General features: G+C 60.0%; 13 protein-coding genes and 1 pseudogene. 4 read left to right on the forward strand and 10 right to left on the reverse strand.

All coding sequences use genetic code 11. The features are described from left to right. Window positions 1–294: 294 nt before the first annotated feature. The 5 genes and pseudogenes from BR41_RS02605 to BR41_RS02625 form a co-directional block, all read right to left on the reverse strand. A complete protein-coding gene (locus BR41_RS02605) occupies window positions 295–984 on the reverse strand; it encodes a VIT1/CCC1 transporter family protein (protein WP_035052265.1) in 690 nt (229 codons plus the stop codon). A gap of 163 nt (window positions 985–1,147) precedes the next feature. Further along, window positions 1,148–1,714 (reverse strand): four-helix bundle copper-binding protein, encoded by a 567-nt coding sequence (locus BR41_RS24795; protein ID WP_211251639.1) that lies wholly within the window; start codon window positions 1,712–1,714, stop codon window positions 1,148–1,150. Window positions 1,715–1,788: 74 nt separating this feature from the next. Beyond that, complete coding sequence (locus tag BR41_RS02615) at window positions 1,789–2,826, reverse strand: zinc-dependent alcohol dehydrogenase family protein (protein WP_035052268.1); 1,038 nt, start codon at window positions 2,824–2,826, stop codon at window positions 1,789–1,791. 267 nt (window positions 2,827–3,093) lie between these two features. Next, window positions 3,094–3,473 (reverse strand): annotated as a pseudogene (locus BR41_RS02620) (transposase); the annotation flags it as partial. 144 nt (window positions 3,474–3,617) lie between these two features. Then, window positions 3,618–4,334, reverse strand: a complete 717-nt coding sequence (locus tag BR41_RS02625) for a Crp/Fnr family transcriptional regulator (protein WP_035052273.1) — start codon at window positions 4,332–4,334, stop codon at window positions 3,618–3,620. Window positions 4,335–4,599: 265 nt separating this feature from the next. Here BR41_RS02625 and BR41_RS02630 point away from each other — a divergent pair, with 265 nt between their 5' ends. Further along, window positions 4,600–5,178 carry a sterol desaturase family protein gene (locus BR41_RS02630; RefSeq protein WP_051709864.1) on the forward strand — a complete coding sequence of 193 codons (579 nt, stop codon included), beginning with the start codon at window positions 4,600–4,602 and terminating at the stop codon, window positions 5,176–5,178. A 47-nt stretch (window positions 5,179–5,225) separates the two neighbouring features. Here the strand turns inward: BR41_RS02630 and BR41_RS02635 are convergent, their stop codons facing one another. After that, the gene (locus tag BR41_RS02635; RefSeq protein ID WP_035052275.1) at window positions 5,226–5,528 is read right to left on the reverse strand and encodes an ElaB/YgaM/YqjD family protein; all 303 of its coding nucleotides are present in this window, start codon (window positions 5,526–5,528) and stop codon (window positions 5,226–5,228) included. Window positions 5,529–5,761: 233 nt separating this feature from the next. On the opposite strand from BR41_RS02635, the gene BR41_RS02640 reads away from it, so the two are divergent. From BR41_RS02640 to BR41_RS02650, 3 genes are all read left to right on the forward strand, one after another. Next, complete coding sequence (locus BR41_RS02640; RefSeq protein ID WP_245615785.1) at window positions 5,762–6,520, forward strand: Crp/Fnr family transcriptional regulator; 759 nt, start codon at window positions 5,762–5,764, stop codon at window positions 6,518–6,520. A gap of 93 nt (window positions 6,521–6,613) precedes the next feature. Then, entirely contained in the window at window positions 6,614–7,024 is a 411-nt protein-coding gene (gene dksA, locus BR41_RS02645; protein WP_035052614.1) for an RNA polymerase-binding protein DksA, read from the forward strand. 49 nt (window positions 7,025–7,073) lie between these two features. Then, on the forward strand, window positions 7,074–7,343 hold the full coding sequence (locus BR41_RS02650; RefSeq protein ID WP_035052278.1) for a hypothetical protein: 270 nt from the start codon (window positions 7,074–7,076) through the stop codon (window positions 7,341–7,343). 90 nt (window positions 7,344–7,433) lie between these two features. Here BR41_RS02650 and BR41_RS02655 read toward each other — a convergent pair whose 3' ends face one another. The 4 genes from BR41_RS02655 to BR41_RS02670 all read right to left on the reverse strand — a co-directional run. Further along, the gene (locus BR41_RS02655) at window positions 7,434–7,628 is read right to left on the reverse strand and encodes an MbtH family protein (protein WP_035052280.1); all 195 of its coding nucleotides are present in this window, start codon (window positions 7,626–7,628) and stop codon (window positions 7,434–7,436) included. Between the two features lie 67 nt (window positions 7,629–7,695). Continuing rightward, a complete protein-coding gene (locus BR41_RS02660; RefSeq protein WP_051709869.1) occupies window positions 7,696–10,245 on the reverse strand; it encodes a methyltransferase domain-containing protein in 2,550 nt (849 codons plus the stop codon). Between the two features lie 75 nt (window positions 10,246–10,320). Then, a complete protein-coding gene (locus tag BR41_RS02665) occupies window positions 10,321–10,656 on the reverse strand; it encodes a hypothetical protein (RefSeq protein WP_035052282.1) in 336 nt (111 codons plus the stop codon). Between the two features lie 19 nt (window positions 10,657–10,675). Beyond that, window positions 10,676–14,224: non-ribosomal peptide synthetase (locus BR41_RS02670; RefSeq protein WP_156970514.1), on the reverse strand; the 3,549-nt coding region annotated here is incomplete at its 5' end.

The raw sequence follows: 14,224 nt of genomic DNA on the forward strand, positions 1-14,224 counted from the left end.
AGAGGTGAACGGAACGGGTGTGAACGCCCGTGCGCTGGCGAACGGGCAATCGGTTTGTTCGCGTTCCACGATGCACTTGTCTTCTCATTCTAGACGCCCCGCGACATGCGGATCGCAGGATTTCTCCGCCACTCACAAGCCTGCACCTGCGCCGACGACGCCGGAATCGCAGTCCAGAATCAAGCAGGCGACCAGGTAATCCCGAAATTCTGCCATCCTGTCAATGCGGGACGGCAGACTCGTCGCTCGATCCATCTCTGAATATGGGCTTCCAGGCACCGACGGACTCGCACGTCACCCCATTGGTCCAAACAGGGTGCCTACAGCAGCAGTAACGCCCATCGCCAATGCCCCCCAGAATGTGAGCCGCAACATCCCGCGCAGGATATTGGCCTTGCCGACATACGCGGCCAGCCCACCTAGAAATGCAAGCGTGATCAAGGCCACGCAGGGAATAAGCGGAATCAAATACTTGCTTGAAGCAAATACTGCGATCAGCAAAGGCAAGATTGCACCCATAGCGAAGCTGCTCGCAGAGGCCATTGCCGCTTGCAATGGTCGAGCCGTATTTCGTTCCGAAATACCCAACTCATCTCGTGCATGCGCACCCAATGCATCGTGTGCCATCAGCTGTTGCGCAACTTGCGTTGCCAGATCCAGGTTGAGACCGCGTTGCATGTAAATCGCTGCCAATTCTCGATGCTCACTCGTGGCGTCAGCCGCAATCTCGGCCCGCTCCTTGACCAGCGCTGCGTGTTCCGTATCAGCCTGCGATGAAACCGACACATATTCCCCGGAGGCCATCGACAGGGCACCGGCGACCAGACCTGAAATGCCGACGATGAGGATGCTTTGATGACTGGCATGCGTCGCTGCCACGCCCAGGATCAGGCTTGCGGTCGAAATGATTCCATCATTCGCGCCGAGCACGGCGGCGCGTTGCCAACCGGTGTTTTCAATCTGAGACAGCTCTTTATCGCGCATGACGCTTTCTCGTTTAAGGCAAGCCAGGCTGGCAACTGAGTGCCGGTACCGTGCTGGCGGGCGGGATATGGGAGGAGGGCGCAAAAAGACCCCGCGCCAGGCGGGGTGTCGAATGAGGAGTGCTTGTCGCCGGATCAACACAGCCGGCAATTTGCGCCAACAGCTAGCTTGCCTGTGCCTCCGTTCTTTTCAGAAAAACGGCGAGGCCGGTATTGGATGCTGCGGAATACGCCAGCGACGGCATATCGTTGATGGAGGCATTCGTGATGCGGTAGCCGGATGTTTTGACCATGTCTTCGCAATTGGCGGCGCAGCGATGACACACCTCCACGCATTCATACATCGCGCCGATTTCTTCGCAGCTGCGTGCACAGGCATCGCAGATTTCCGCGCACAAGGCGCACACCGAGCCATAGACCGCCGAATGACTGATCATGAAGTTGGCGGTGGTTTTGCAAATCTCGGAACAATTGATCAACAGGCGTAAATGCGCTTGCCCGGCATGTTTGGCGCGCGTCGGCAAATGATGGTTCATGGCCATTGCCAGGCAGATGTCGTGACACTGATTGCATTCCTCAATACAGCGCCTCAATTCGGATTTTCTTTTGGATAGATAAGTCATCGCCATCTCCTTCACTTCATTGAAGTATTCGCGCTGGCTGTGTATCCAAAGTGCATCCACCGTCGTCATTACATCTATTGGCGCAAAATACGAATTACCTGATTCCAAGATAAAGTGGAAAGCGGCGGGCGGTCTGTACGCTAGGGCACATATCCGCGTTGCCGCTTTGCATGAATGTCATTTCACATCTCGATGATCATTTTCAGCGCCTTGGTCTCAGCGGCATTGCCGAAGGTGTCATAGGCCAGCATGATTTCGCTCAGTTTGAAGTGGTGCGTGATCAGCTGTTTGGCGTCGATACGTTTGGCCAGCACTGTCTTGAGCAGGGTCGGGATCGACACCGTATCGACCAGCCGGGTGGTGATCGTGACGTTGTGCCACCACAGCTTTTCCAGATGCAGATCGACCTTGACGCCGTGCACGCCGACATTGGCGATGGTGCCGCCGGCGGTCACGATGTCTTCGCATAGCTTGAAGGTGGCCGGAATGCCGACCGCTTCGATGGCTGTATCCACTCCGTGTCCGCCGGTGAGCTGCATGATCTGTTCCGCGGCGTCACCGCCGACGCTATTGACCGTGGCGGTCGCGCCAAAGCGCTTACTGATCGCCAGCCGGTTGTCGTCCAGATCAACCATGATGATTTCGGCTGGCGAATAGAACTGCGCGGTGAGCAACGCAGCCAGGCCGACCGGTCCTGCGCCGACGATGGCAACCGTGCCACCGAGATGCACCTTGCCGTTCAGCACGCCACATTCAAAACCGGTCGGCAGGATGTCGCTCAGCATGACCAGCGCCTCTTCATCGGCACCGGCCGGAATCGGGTACAGACTGGTGTCGGCATAAGGAATCCGCACGTATTCGGCCTGTGTGCCGTTGATGCTGTTGCCCAGATTCCAGCCCCCCGTCGTGCAATGCGAGTACATGCCTTTGCGGCAGGGTGCGCAGTGCCCACAGGCGGTGATGCAGGAGATCAACACCGGGTCTCCGACCTTGAACATGGTGACGCTGGCCCCGACGGCATCGATGATCCCGACACCCTCATGACCCAGCGTGGTGCCGGGCTGGCAAGTGGTGACATCGCCTTTGAGAATGTGCAGGTCGGTGCCGCAAAGGGTGGTCTTGGTGAGCTTGACGATGGCGTCGGTCGGCAGCTTGATGGTTGGCTTGGCGCGGTCTTCCAGGCTTTTCTGGCCTGGGCCGTGATAAACGAGAGCGAGCATGGCGAGGTTCCTTGTCGTGGCCGCGAAACGGCGCACGGCGAGGCGCGGGCATACAGCTTGTACTTGTGTGGGACCAAGTGTCAGTGGGCAATGCTTGTCACCAGCATGCGTATGACTTGGTTTGCTCGTCTGTTCGCTTCCGAACAGTGCGGGTGACTGATCACTTGTCGCAAAAGAGAAAGGCCCGCGGATCATCGCGGGCCTTGCCATTGGTGGGTGCTGTATCAACGGAGTTCGGCGCCCGTTGATGTGTGCTCATGTTTGCGAAGATGGTTGCGTTTTCTTGCCGCCAGCGCCCGCGCCTTGCTGATTGCACCGTCCATCACCAACCAGGACCAATCGATCCCTTTGAACTGGTCGTGGTGCAGTAGCCCCTCACGCCAGAACGCCTCAAACAAGCCGGCTTCCGTCCACTCGCGAAAACGCCGGTAGGCCGAGCTGTAGCAGCAGATGCCGGTTGCATCCAGCGCGCTCCAGCTGCAGCCGGTGCGCAGTACATACAAGATCGCGTTCATCGCGGCCCGATCGGGGATTCGCGGATTATGCGCACCCATGGGGTGCACTTTGCGCTCCGGGAGTAGCGGTTCCATCTGCGCCCATAATGCATCCGGGATGAGTAATTCATCACTTCGTTTCGCTGGTTCCATCGTGTTTCTCCTCAATGGCGCATTCATGCAGACGGCGGCTTTTCGCTGCGTGCTGCTGAATGCCATTCCTTGACACGCTGCCATTCGCAGGGAGGGCACGTCTGTACGCTAGCGCACTCAGCGCTCGCCCGGGCCGAGGGTGCGCTATGTCGCCAGCTCGTCAGGCAGCAGCCGGTCGTATTCTTTCTTGACGACCTCGTAGCACTCGCAAGTGCGCTTCTCCAGCCCCTTGCGATCGAGCACGGTGATGTGTCCGCGCGCATAGCGGATCAGTCCGGCCTCTTGCAATTTGAGCGCGCCTTCGGTCACGCCTTCGCGGCGCACGCCGAGCATGTTGGCGATCAGCTCCTGCGTCATCACCAGCTCATCGCCTTGCAGGCGATCCAGGCTCAGCAGCAACCAGCGGCACAGTTGCTGATCCAGCGAATGGTGCCGATTGCACACCGCGGTTTGCGCCATTTGCGTGATCAGCGCCTGGGTATAGCGCAGCAGCAGGTGCAAGACCGGTGCGCGATTGAATTCGTCTTTGATTATCTTGGCTTTCAACCGCAAGCCTCGGCCGGCGCTTTGCACCACCGCCCGGCTGGGGGTGGATTCACCCCCCATGAAGAGAGAAATCCCGACAATACCTTCATTGCCAACCACGGCGATTTCGGCCGAAGCGCCGTTTTCCATCACATACAACAACGAGACGATGGCGGTGGTCGGGAAGTACACATGGGTCATCTTGCAGCCCGATTCATACACCACCTGACCCAGCGGCATGTCGACCTCTTCGAGTTGCGGCTGCCAGCGTTGCCATTCCTCCTCCGGCAGCGCGGCCAGCAGGTGGTTTTTTCTGGGGGGAGTGAAGGTGACCATTGCAGAACTCCGAATCGGTGCCGATTTTGATGCTGACCGCACAGTTGGCGATGTAATTAGCGCAAGTGTAGGTAGCCCAATCGTTGCTTTTTAATGTTCGACCGCGCATGAGCCTACAAACGGCCAAGGCTTACAGCGGTTGCAGCCTTGATGTATGGAACGTTGTGCGCTGCCGCACAGACTGCAAGGTAGATCGCGCTTAGTTTGGACAGGCAGCTGAGACCCGACGCCCGCCGGGGCAATCAGCGGACAGGGGAGCAACCACATGCATCTGAATTTCCTCACGCTGGAACACAGCAAGGCGGCCTATCACGCCGACTTTGTAATGTACGCCAGCGCCGTAGTCGGACTGTCGGCCTTTCTGATCATGGCCGGCCCGCACGAGCTACGGCCGGAAATGCTGCTCCTTGTATTGGTGGGGGTAGGGAGCTGGAGCCCGATCGAGTATGCATTGCATCGCTTCGTGTTGCACGGCATGCAACCGTTTCGTCGTTGGCATGCGGAGCATCATCGGCGGCCAGCGGCGTTGATCGGCGCACCGACCCTCTTGAGTGCCGCGCTGATCGGCACGCTGGTTTTCCTGCCGGCGCTGTTGCTGGGCAATCTGTGGCAGGCTTGTGCACTGACCCTGGGTGTGTTGACGGGGTATCTGGCTTATACCATCACCCATCACGCCATCCACCATTGGCACAGTGACAATGCCTGGCTCATACAGCGAAAACGCTGGCATGCGCAGCATCACCAGCGTCTTGCGCCGAATGATCGGCCGGGTTGCTATGGCGTAACAACTGCGTTTTGGGATCATGTGCTGGGCAGTAGCGCCGGCACCTCATCGCGCCCTTAGTCAGCGAATCAGGCGTGGCAATCAGGCGGCAAGCGCGCTTGCCGCGCTCATCTGCGCCCCAGAAATACCCCCGCCACCAGTCCCACACCCGCTGCGGCTGCGATCATGCGCCACGGATTTTCTTTCACATAGTCATCTGTCGAGGTGACCACCTTCTTGCCGGCAACAACGATGCTCGTCTGCGCACCCTGCACTTTGGCCAGCGCCGTATCGAGCAATTGCATGCCCCGGTTACGGACTTCATCGGCCTTTTCGCCGGTCAATGTGGCTGCGGCTTGAAACAGCGCTTGCGCATCCCTGACCAAGGTTTTTACGTCACGGTCGACGACTTTCAAATTGGATTCGAGCATGTTGAACTCCTCAGGATTGGATCGTGCAGAGGCTTGGCGTTATGCCAACAAATCGCGCCGAATATCGCGCCGAATGCCTAAACGCATGTTAGAGCGGCGACTTCCGCAAGATCGGTGCGCTGACGCACATAAGGTTCGTTTTTACTCACCCCCCAACCCGAGACGCACGATCTGGCTGCGTGTGGTGGCGTACAGACGCCAGCCGCAGCCTGAGTAGCATGGGATCAAAGGTCATGGCCTCGCGCCGTGCACCGCCCTCCGGTTTCCCCGATGCCACGAGAGTCCTCATGCTGCCCACTACCGTCCTTGCCGACAATCGCCTGCTCGCGGCATTGCCGCGCAAAGACCGTCAGCGTTTTCTGGCGGGCTGCGAGCCGGTCGAGCTGATTTTTGCCGAGGTGCTGTCCATACCCGGAGAGCGCATTCGCCAAGTGTATTTTCCTACCGGCAGCATCATTGCGCTGACCACCTCAATGGATGAGCGCGCCAGCCTGGGCGTAGAACTGATCGGCAACGAAGGCATGCTGGGCATCTCGCTCATCCTGGGCATGAATGATTCGCCGCTGCATGCCGTGGTGCAGGGCGCCGGCCCGGCGCTCTGCATGGGGCGCGCATCGTTTTGCCGCGAACTCGAGCTCAGTCCCGCGCTGCAAGCCGCACTGAAGCGCTACCTCTATGTGGCGATGGCCCAACTGGCACAAACCGTCGCCTGTACCCGCTTCCATGTGGTGGTGGCACGTCTCGCGCGTTGGTTGTTGATGACACAGGACCGGGGGCAGTCGTACAAATTTCATCTCACGCATGAGTTTCTGGCCAACATGCTGGGGGTGCGCCGCGTTGGTGTAACCAAGGCTGCCACGCTGCTGCAAAGTCACAAATTGATCAGCTACAGGCGTGGGGAAATCAAGATTCTCGACCGTGCGGGGCTGGAGCTGGTTTCCTGCGGCTGTTACGAGACCGGCAAAGCGAGTTACGCGCAGGCGATGGAGTAGGGACGTCGTCCTGATCGTCGCTGGGGCCTCAATTTCTCCGCATGGATTTCATTTGGAAGGAGCTACATCATGCTGGCCGCACCGGTATCAACGATGGTGTCCGTACTGCCCGCCGAATTACTTTCGGCCCCGATCAACGAATACATGTCACCCAAGCAACGCGCGTTCTTCCGCACGCTCTTGTGCACTGAACGTGCGTCGCTCCTTCATGCTGCGCATGAAACCACCAGCCACATCCAGGAATTCGAATCGACCCCCGACCCCTCTGATCGCGCCTCCCTGGAGGAAGATCACTCGCTTGAACTGAGGGTGCGAGACCGTGAACGCAAATATCTGCACACCATTGACGAGGCGCTGACGCGCATTCAGGACGGGAGCTACGGTTGGTGCCAGGAGACCGGCGAGCCAATCGGCATTCCGCGACTGATTGCCCGCCCAACCGCAACGCTCTCGCTGGAGGCGCAAGAAAGGCATGAATTGAGGCGGAAGATGCAGCGGCGGTAATCAGCGCTCAGCATGAAGATAGATACGTCAAACCCTTGGAGCAGTCATCATGAGCACAACCCCATTACAGCCCCCGATCGAAACGGGTGAAACAGGCGGCTTGCACCACAGCCTGAATACTTTGGAATCGGCCCTCGACTATGCGCTGATCAAAAAAGAGAGCGCGCTGACACCCAACCGGGAAACCTGGCAGCTTACTTTCGATGTCTTGGCCAAGGCCGCCAGCCGGCATGATCAGGCAGATATCGCCGCTGCGTACAACCAGCTCACCACAGCCATTGGCGAGACGTTACGGGCGACGGGGCAGCAACCCTATTGAACGATTGATGAACGATTGCAAATAACCTGATCGCGGTGGCTACGTCTAAAACACCAATCCGACCATTGGGCCGGATTGGTGTTTTGCCAATCAACTGCGCAGGCTGGCCGGACGCATGTCAGTCCAGACTTCCCTGATATACGCCAGGCATTCCTCTTTGCTGCCACGCTTGCCGACGGCACGCCAGCCCAGCGGCAGCTCACGTTCCGCGAGCCAAATCGAATGCTGTCCTTCCTGGTTGACGACAACCTGATAGGTACGGGTATCGCGTTCTTCCGTGCTCATTGCTTCACTCCTGAATCGTATTGATTTTGTTATCGGTTTTGTTATTGGATTTATTGGGTTTTGCGCTTCAAGGCTTGCGAACAAGCAACATGTACATTTGTCCGTGCAAGGCCGGGAAGAGGGCGCGGAAAGCCAGATCCACGTCGACCAGATGACTGATGCGATTCGGGCCGAATTGCTGCAAATCGAGTTCGTATGCGATCGCTTCCGGCATCAAACCAATCGGACGGAGTTCCTCAACCGACAAGCCTTGCTTTTGGGCCATCGTTTGCACTTCTTGCCGGGTAGGCGAATTGCGCCGCATCTCTTCTTTTTGCGCATGCGAATAGATGGACAGATACGTCAGATAGGGGCATTCGACATCCCAGGTCGACATGATGAAGGCACCGCCCGGGCGCAGGCAGCGGTGAATCTCGGCGAACACCTTCTCCATGTCGCCTGCCGGGAAGTGCGCTGCAGTACCCATCATGCACGTGATCAGATTGAAGCTCTCGTCCTCGAACGGCAGGGCGCGAGCGTCGCCAACGCGAAAATCCGGGAAGCGGGCCGTGCCGCATTTCTTGCGGGCAAAAGCCACCGCTTCCGGTTCGATATCGACGCCAAAAGCTTCAATGCCAAGACTGGTGAACAGCGTGGGATAACGCCCCGTTGCTGCGCCGATGTCCAGGCTGCGCTGGAATGGCCCATAGCGCTTGATGCAATCCAGCACATGGATGAGTTCCAGCGATTTTTTTGCCTCGTCTTCCGGCACCGACGCGTCGTAACGCATATACACGGCCTCGTTGTAATCAAGGCCGGGCTCGCTGCGCTGTGCGGCGCTTTCGAGCTCGTGCTCGGAGATCACGTCCAAGATCCGGCGGCGGTCATCTGCCGTTACCGCCAGCTCTTTCGAGCGTGCGCGCAGGATCGGGTGCAGCGAGGCGTCGACATCCGTCATTCTCGGCACATCCGGGCCCAGCAGGCCGAGCAGCAAGCTGTCGTACCAATCGACGTTTTCCAATGCCTCGGCGCTGGCGGCATCGAGCGCCACGGTCACGGTGGCGTTATCCAGGTTTTCCAGTCGCGTGAACACGTCGCGGTAGTCGGGGCTGAAGGTGAACACGACTTCGTAGTACTTGCGTGCCTCAGCCAGTTGGCCGTTGTCTTCGAAAGCACGCCCCATGCTGTACAGCGTGCGCTTGGCTTCTTCGGTGACCTGTTGCTCGCGGGCACGGCGGAATGAGGATTTCGCAGCGAATTCCAGGCCGGCTTTCGAGAACGCTTCGCCGGCCTTGGTCAGGCTTTCGAGTTTGAGCCGCTCATTCTGGCCCGCCCAGACGTAATGCCAGGCCGCTTGGCGATAGGCGCCGTGCTCCTCGAACATCGACGCCAGCAAGTAATGGCTCTGGTGGTGTTTGGGGAAGGCGGCGGTATCGTCAAGCAGCAATTGCCGGGCAAGCTCGCTGCCCGTTTCATGCCCGATCTTGGCCCCCCAATCCTTCAGGCGGCGCATGGCGTACTCGATCAGGCCATAGCGCCGGAATGCAACCACCGCTTGCTGCGCGCAGATCAGCGCGAGGTTGCGATCGATCGCTGATTCGACATGATTTTCCAGTGCCAGCAGCTCGTCGATGACCGTGTCGTTCACGTAGTTCTGCACCACGCGGATGGAGCCGTCGCCAGAGCCGATGATCACCAGCGAGCCATCGGATGACAACGCGGTGGCCCAGACTTCGCCACCGGCTTCCAGCGACCACAGCAAGCGGCCTTCGCAGTTGACGACATAGGCGAGGCCATCGAACGAACCGAGGGCCGCGATGCCTCGCGACGAAACGGCCGCACCGCAGATCGGCCGCAACGAGATGACTTCCGTGTATTGGGCGGCTTGCGTCTGTTGCGGGTGAATGACCATCGCCCGGCCATCGCGCAGACCGACCACGCCCCATGCCCCATCGCGCGACAATGCCGTGTGGTACGCGCCAGTCGAACAGGCATGCTGTACCAGCACATTCATCTGGCCGTCGAACAAGGTGACCGAGCTGTCGTAGGCTGCAGCCAGAATGCGGTCGCCCGTTGCCGACATCGATACGCCGTAAACACCGGATTCACCCAGCTTCACCCGCGCGAATTCCTGAAATTGCCCGTCCACCTCTTCAAACACATAAGCCTGGTTGTCCCAGCTGCCGGCGACCAGCCGTTTCCCGTCATCGGACAAGGCCACGCTCCAGACTGGCGCTTCCAGTTCCAGTCGCCAAAGCTCTGTGCCGGCACGGTCGAAGACCAGAATGGTGCCGGATGAAGGTTGCTTGGTCGCCGTGCCGACGACAATGCGCGACTCATCGGCGGAAATAGCGACTGCCCATGCTTCGCTATCCAGCGTGCGTTTCCATTGCAATTCGCCTGCGTCAGAGAACAGCGCCACATTGCGGTCGATGCTGGCTGCGGCGACCAGCGTGGCGTGGGGCGTCGCTGCCACGCAAATGATGGCGGAGCCAAGGCTGCGGCTCCAGATTTCGCCATAGGGCGACTCTGGCCAGCCATCCAGCTGGCTGCGCGTGACCTTGACTGCGGCGCGCACGCTCAGCGCATCGTTCGCAATGGTGGATTGCGCGGGAAAGTTGTCTTGAATGATGTTCATTGCTTGACCTTGCATGGTTTTTTGCTCAGGGACATATCAGGGACTGTTCGTTGTGCGGCATCGGTCAGTTGCGATTTAAAAAACCGATACACCTAACGCGACGTGGCTATGGGGTGTCAGAAAAATGGTTTCCCCGTCATCGCCCGGCACGCCAAGGACAAGCGCTTCAGACACTTCGGGGCCCATTTTTTTTGCGCCGAAATTGATGACGCCGACGATCTGCTGACCGATCAGCGCCTCCTTGGTGTAATTGCGGAATGCACCGCAAGACACCTTGATGCCCACGTCGCCGCCAAAATCGATCTGCAAGCGGTAGGTTGGTTTCTTGGTTCCTGCATCCTCTACCGCCACGATGCGGCCGATGCGGATGTCGAGATTGGCGAAGTTGTCAAAATCAGCGATGGGTTTCATGGTTTCTCCAGATCAGATATCAAATTTTTTCAATCAGTCGCGGCGTATCGCCGGATACGTCAAGCGGGCCGCCGAGTAGTTGATGCAGGGGTGCGCCGGTAGCCAGGAGCATGCTGTAGTGGTCGCCCGGCACCGTGACGGCCGTTACGCCGCCTTGAACCCAGCGACGCCACCCATCGGTCTGCGGCGATTCGGCTGCCTGCAGCAGCGTCAGCTGGCCACTGAACAACCCGTCGGGTTGGTAAGTGGCCATGGCGTGCTGATTGGCGACGAAAACGGCCAACCGTTGCGCCAGCAACGAGTCGGTCATGGCGTCCGGGATCAAACCGGCGTCGCGGGCTGCAGCCACGGCAATGACATCACGCTTCGGGTCGGCAATCAGGCGCTCGCTTTCTTCTGCAGTGAACGGCAATGCCAATCCGCTTGAGTAGGCCAGATCAGCGAGGAAATCACCCAAGGGCCAGCGGGATGCACCGGCGGCGATGGATTCATCCGGGGAGGATGAATCCAGCAACACCAACAGGCTGACCCCGTGACCGTGTGCTTCCAGCTGGCGAGCCATTTCGAATGCAACCACCCCGCCCATCGACCACCCGCCCAGGCGGAACGGGCCGCTTGGCTGGATCTGCAACAGGTCTGCCACATACCGTTGCGCCATCTCGGGCACGCTGCTGCACGGCGGCGTATTGCCATCCAGACCACTGGCCTGAAAGGCAACCACGCTTTGTGCTTCGGGTAATGCCTGAGCCAGTGCCAGATACGCCGCCACGCTGCCACCGACGGCATGCACCAGGAAGAGCGGGGATGACGTGCCGTGACGCAAAGTGACGGCGTGGGTGAACGCAGCCGGGGCAGGCGCTGAAACCCGTTCAACCAGCGCGGCGAGCGAGCGGGTTTCGAAGAGGTCTTTCAGCGCCAGACTCAAACCGAGTTCGCGGCGCATGCGCTCCACGAGTTGCGCGGCCAGCAAGGAATGCCCGCCCAGCTCGAAGAAGTTGTCATCGAGCCCGACCCGCTCAACCGGCAACAGCTGCTGCCAAAGCGCTGCAACCGCTTGTTCCAGCTCGCTGGTCGGTGGCTGGTAGTGCCGCGTCTCCATCAAGCCATTCACCTCCGGCAGTGCTTTGCGATCGACCTTGCCATTGGGGGTCAGCGGCAATTGATCCAGCTCGACGAAGGCGGCGGGGATCATGTACTCCGGCAGCATGCGGCCCAGATGGCTGCGCAGCGCCGCCGTCGGAATAGGTTCCGTAACGAGCAAGTAGGCAACGATCCGGCGATCCCCCGGCATGTCTTCACGCACGACGACCACCGCCTGCTGCACTTGCGGGTGCCGGGTCAGTTGCGTTTCGATCTCGCCCAGTTCGATGCGGAAGCCGCGTACCTTGACCTGATGATCCAGACGGCCCAGATATTCGATTTCACCCGTGGGCAACCATCTAACCTGATCACCGGTGCGATAGAGCCGCCCACCCTCGGCACCCCAAGGGTCTGCCACGAAACGTTCCGCAGTCAGATCAGGACGATTCAGATAGCCACTGGCCACCCCATCACCGCCAATATGGAGTTCACCTGCCACTCCGATCGGGCATAGCTGATTGGCTTCATCCAGAACGCGCACCACCGTATTGGCAATGGGGCGGCCAATGGATGCCGATCCGGCATCGACCCGGCGTGTGGTCGACCAGATCGTGGTCTCGGTCGGGCCATACATGTTCCAAAGCGATGCAACTCGCGGCAACAACGCTTGCACCAGGGCGGCGGGCAGGGCTTCGCCACCGCAGAGTGCCTTGGGTTGCCAGTCCCCCGGCCACCCGGCGGCCAGCAGCAGCCAGAAGGTCGAAGGCGTGGCTTGCAGTACCGTCACGCCATGCGACTGCGCCAGCGCCAGCAACTGCTGGCCATCGGTTGCAGCCTCGCGACTTGCCAGTACCAGCCGGGCACCGGTCAGCAAAGGCAAGAACAGTTCCAACGCAGCGATATCGAAGGACATCGACGTCACGGCCAGCAAGGTATCTTGCGCGTTCAATCCAGGCTGCTCGGCCATCGAGGTGAGGAAGTTCACCACCGAACGGTGCGTGACCTGCACGCCCTTGGGCTTGCCCGTGGAGCCCGAGGTATAGATCACATAGGCGGTGCTGCCGGCGCTTGGCACATGCGAGTCAGGCGCGACCGCCATGTCGGCGTCGATGGCATCGAGCAACAGCAACCGGGTTGCGTGGCCTGCGAACAGCGTCGCGCTGCCTTGTGAGGTGACGACGACCGGGCAACGCGCATCCTCCAGCATGTGCTGCAGTCGCTCACGCGGGTAGCTGGGGTCCATCGGGACATAAGCACCGCCCGCTTTCAACGTGCCAAGCAGCGTCGCAACCATGTCCGCAGAACGATCAAGGCAGACACCCACACACGTTTCCGGTCCCACACCCAAAGCGCGCAAATGCACTGCGATCTGGTCGGCGCGCGCGTCGAGCTCGCGATAGCTCAGTGAGGCAGAGCCACACACCAAGGCAACGGCATCCGGGGTGCGGCGCACTTGCGCCTCAAACAGCTGATGGATGCAGGCATCTGCCGGATAGGGGCGGGCTGTATCGTTCCAGTCGACCAACAGCAGCCGGGTGCTGTCGGCATCCAGCATGGGCAATGCGGCGATGCGGGTTTCCGCTGCCTCGACCACAGCACCCAGCAGCGTTGCAAAGTGCACCGCCATCCGGTCGATGGTCGTCGGGTCGAACAAATCGGTATTGAACTCCCAACGGGCGCTGTAGCCGTCGTCGCGAGTGGGGGTCAGTTCCAGCGTCAGTTCAACCTTGGCCGTCGCCGCCTCAAGCGGCAGCGGCTGCGCCACCAGACCCGCCAGCTCAAAGGCCGGCAGATCGGTGTTCTGCAACGTGAACATCACCTGGAACACCGGCGAGCGGCTCAGATCACGCGGCACGTTCAGCGCCTCGACCACCTTCTCGAACGGCAAGTCCTGATGCGCATACGCCGCCAGGGTGTTGGTCTTGATGCGGGCCAGCAACTCGGTAAAGCTCGGGTCGCCGCTCAAGTCGGTGCGCAAGGCCAGGGTATTGATGAAGAGCCCGATCAGCGGCTCGGTTTCCGCCCGCGTCCGGTTGGCGATCGGCGTACCCACGACAATGTCGCGTTGATTGGCATAACGGCTCAGCAAGACATTGAAGGCGGCAAAGAGCGTCATGAACGGCGTCACGCCCAGTTGCTGGCTGAGCGCATCGACCTGGGTAGACAACGCCGCACCCAGCGAACGGGTAAAGGCACCGCCCTTGAAGGTCTGCACGGCCGGGCGGAGCCGATCCGTGGGCAGCTCCAGCGCCACCGGCGCACCGGCCAGATGTTGCTTCCAGTAGCCGGTCTGGGCGGCGAGTGTCTCGCCCTCCAACCAGTCGCGTTGCCACTCGGCATAGTCGGCGTACTGGATCGGCAGCTCCGCCAGTGCCGGCGGCTGGCCGGCGCTGAAGGACGCGTACAACGCCATCACCTCCCGCACCAATACCCCGATCGACCACGCATCACCGACGATGTGGTGCAAGGTCAGCAACAGCACATGCTG

It is taken from the genome of Andreprevotia chitinilytica DSM 18519 (assembly GCF_000711875.1).
GTDB lineage: Bacteria > Pseudomonadota > Gammaproteobacteria > Burkholderiales > Chitinibacteraceae > Andreprevotia > Andreprevotia chitinilytica.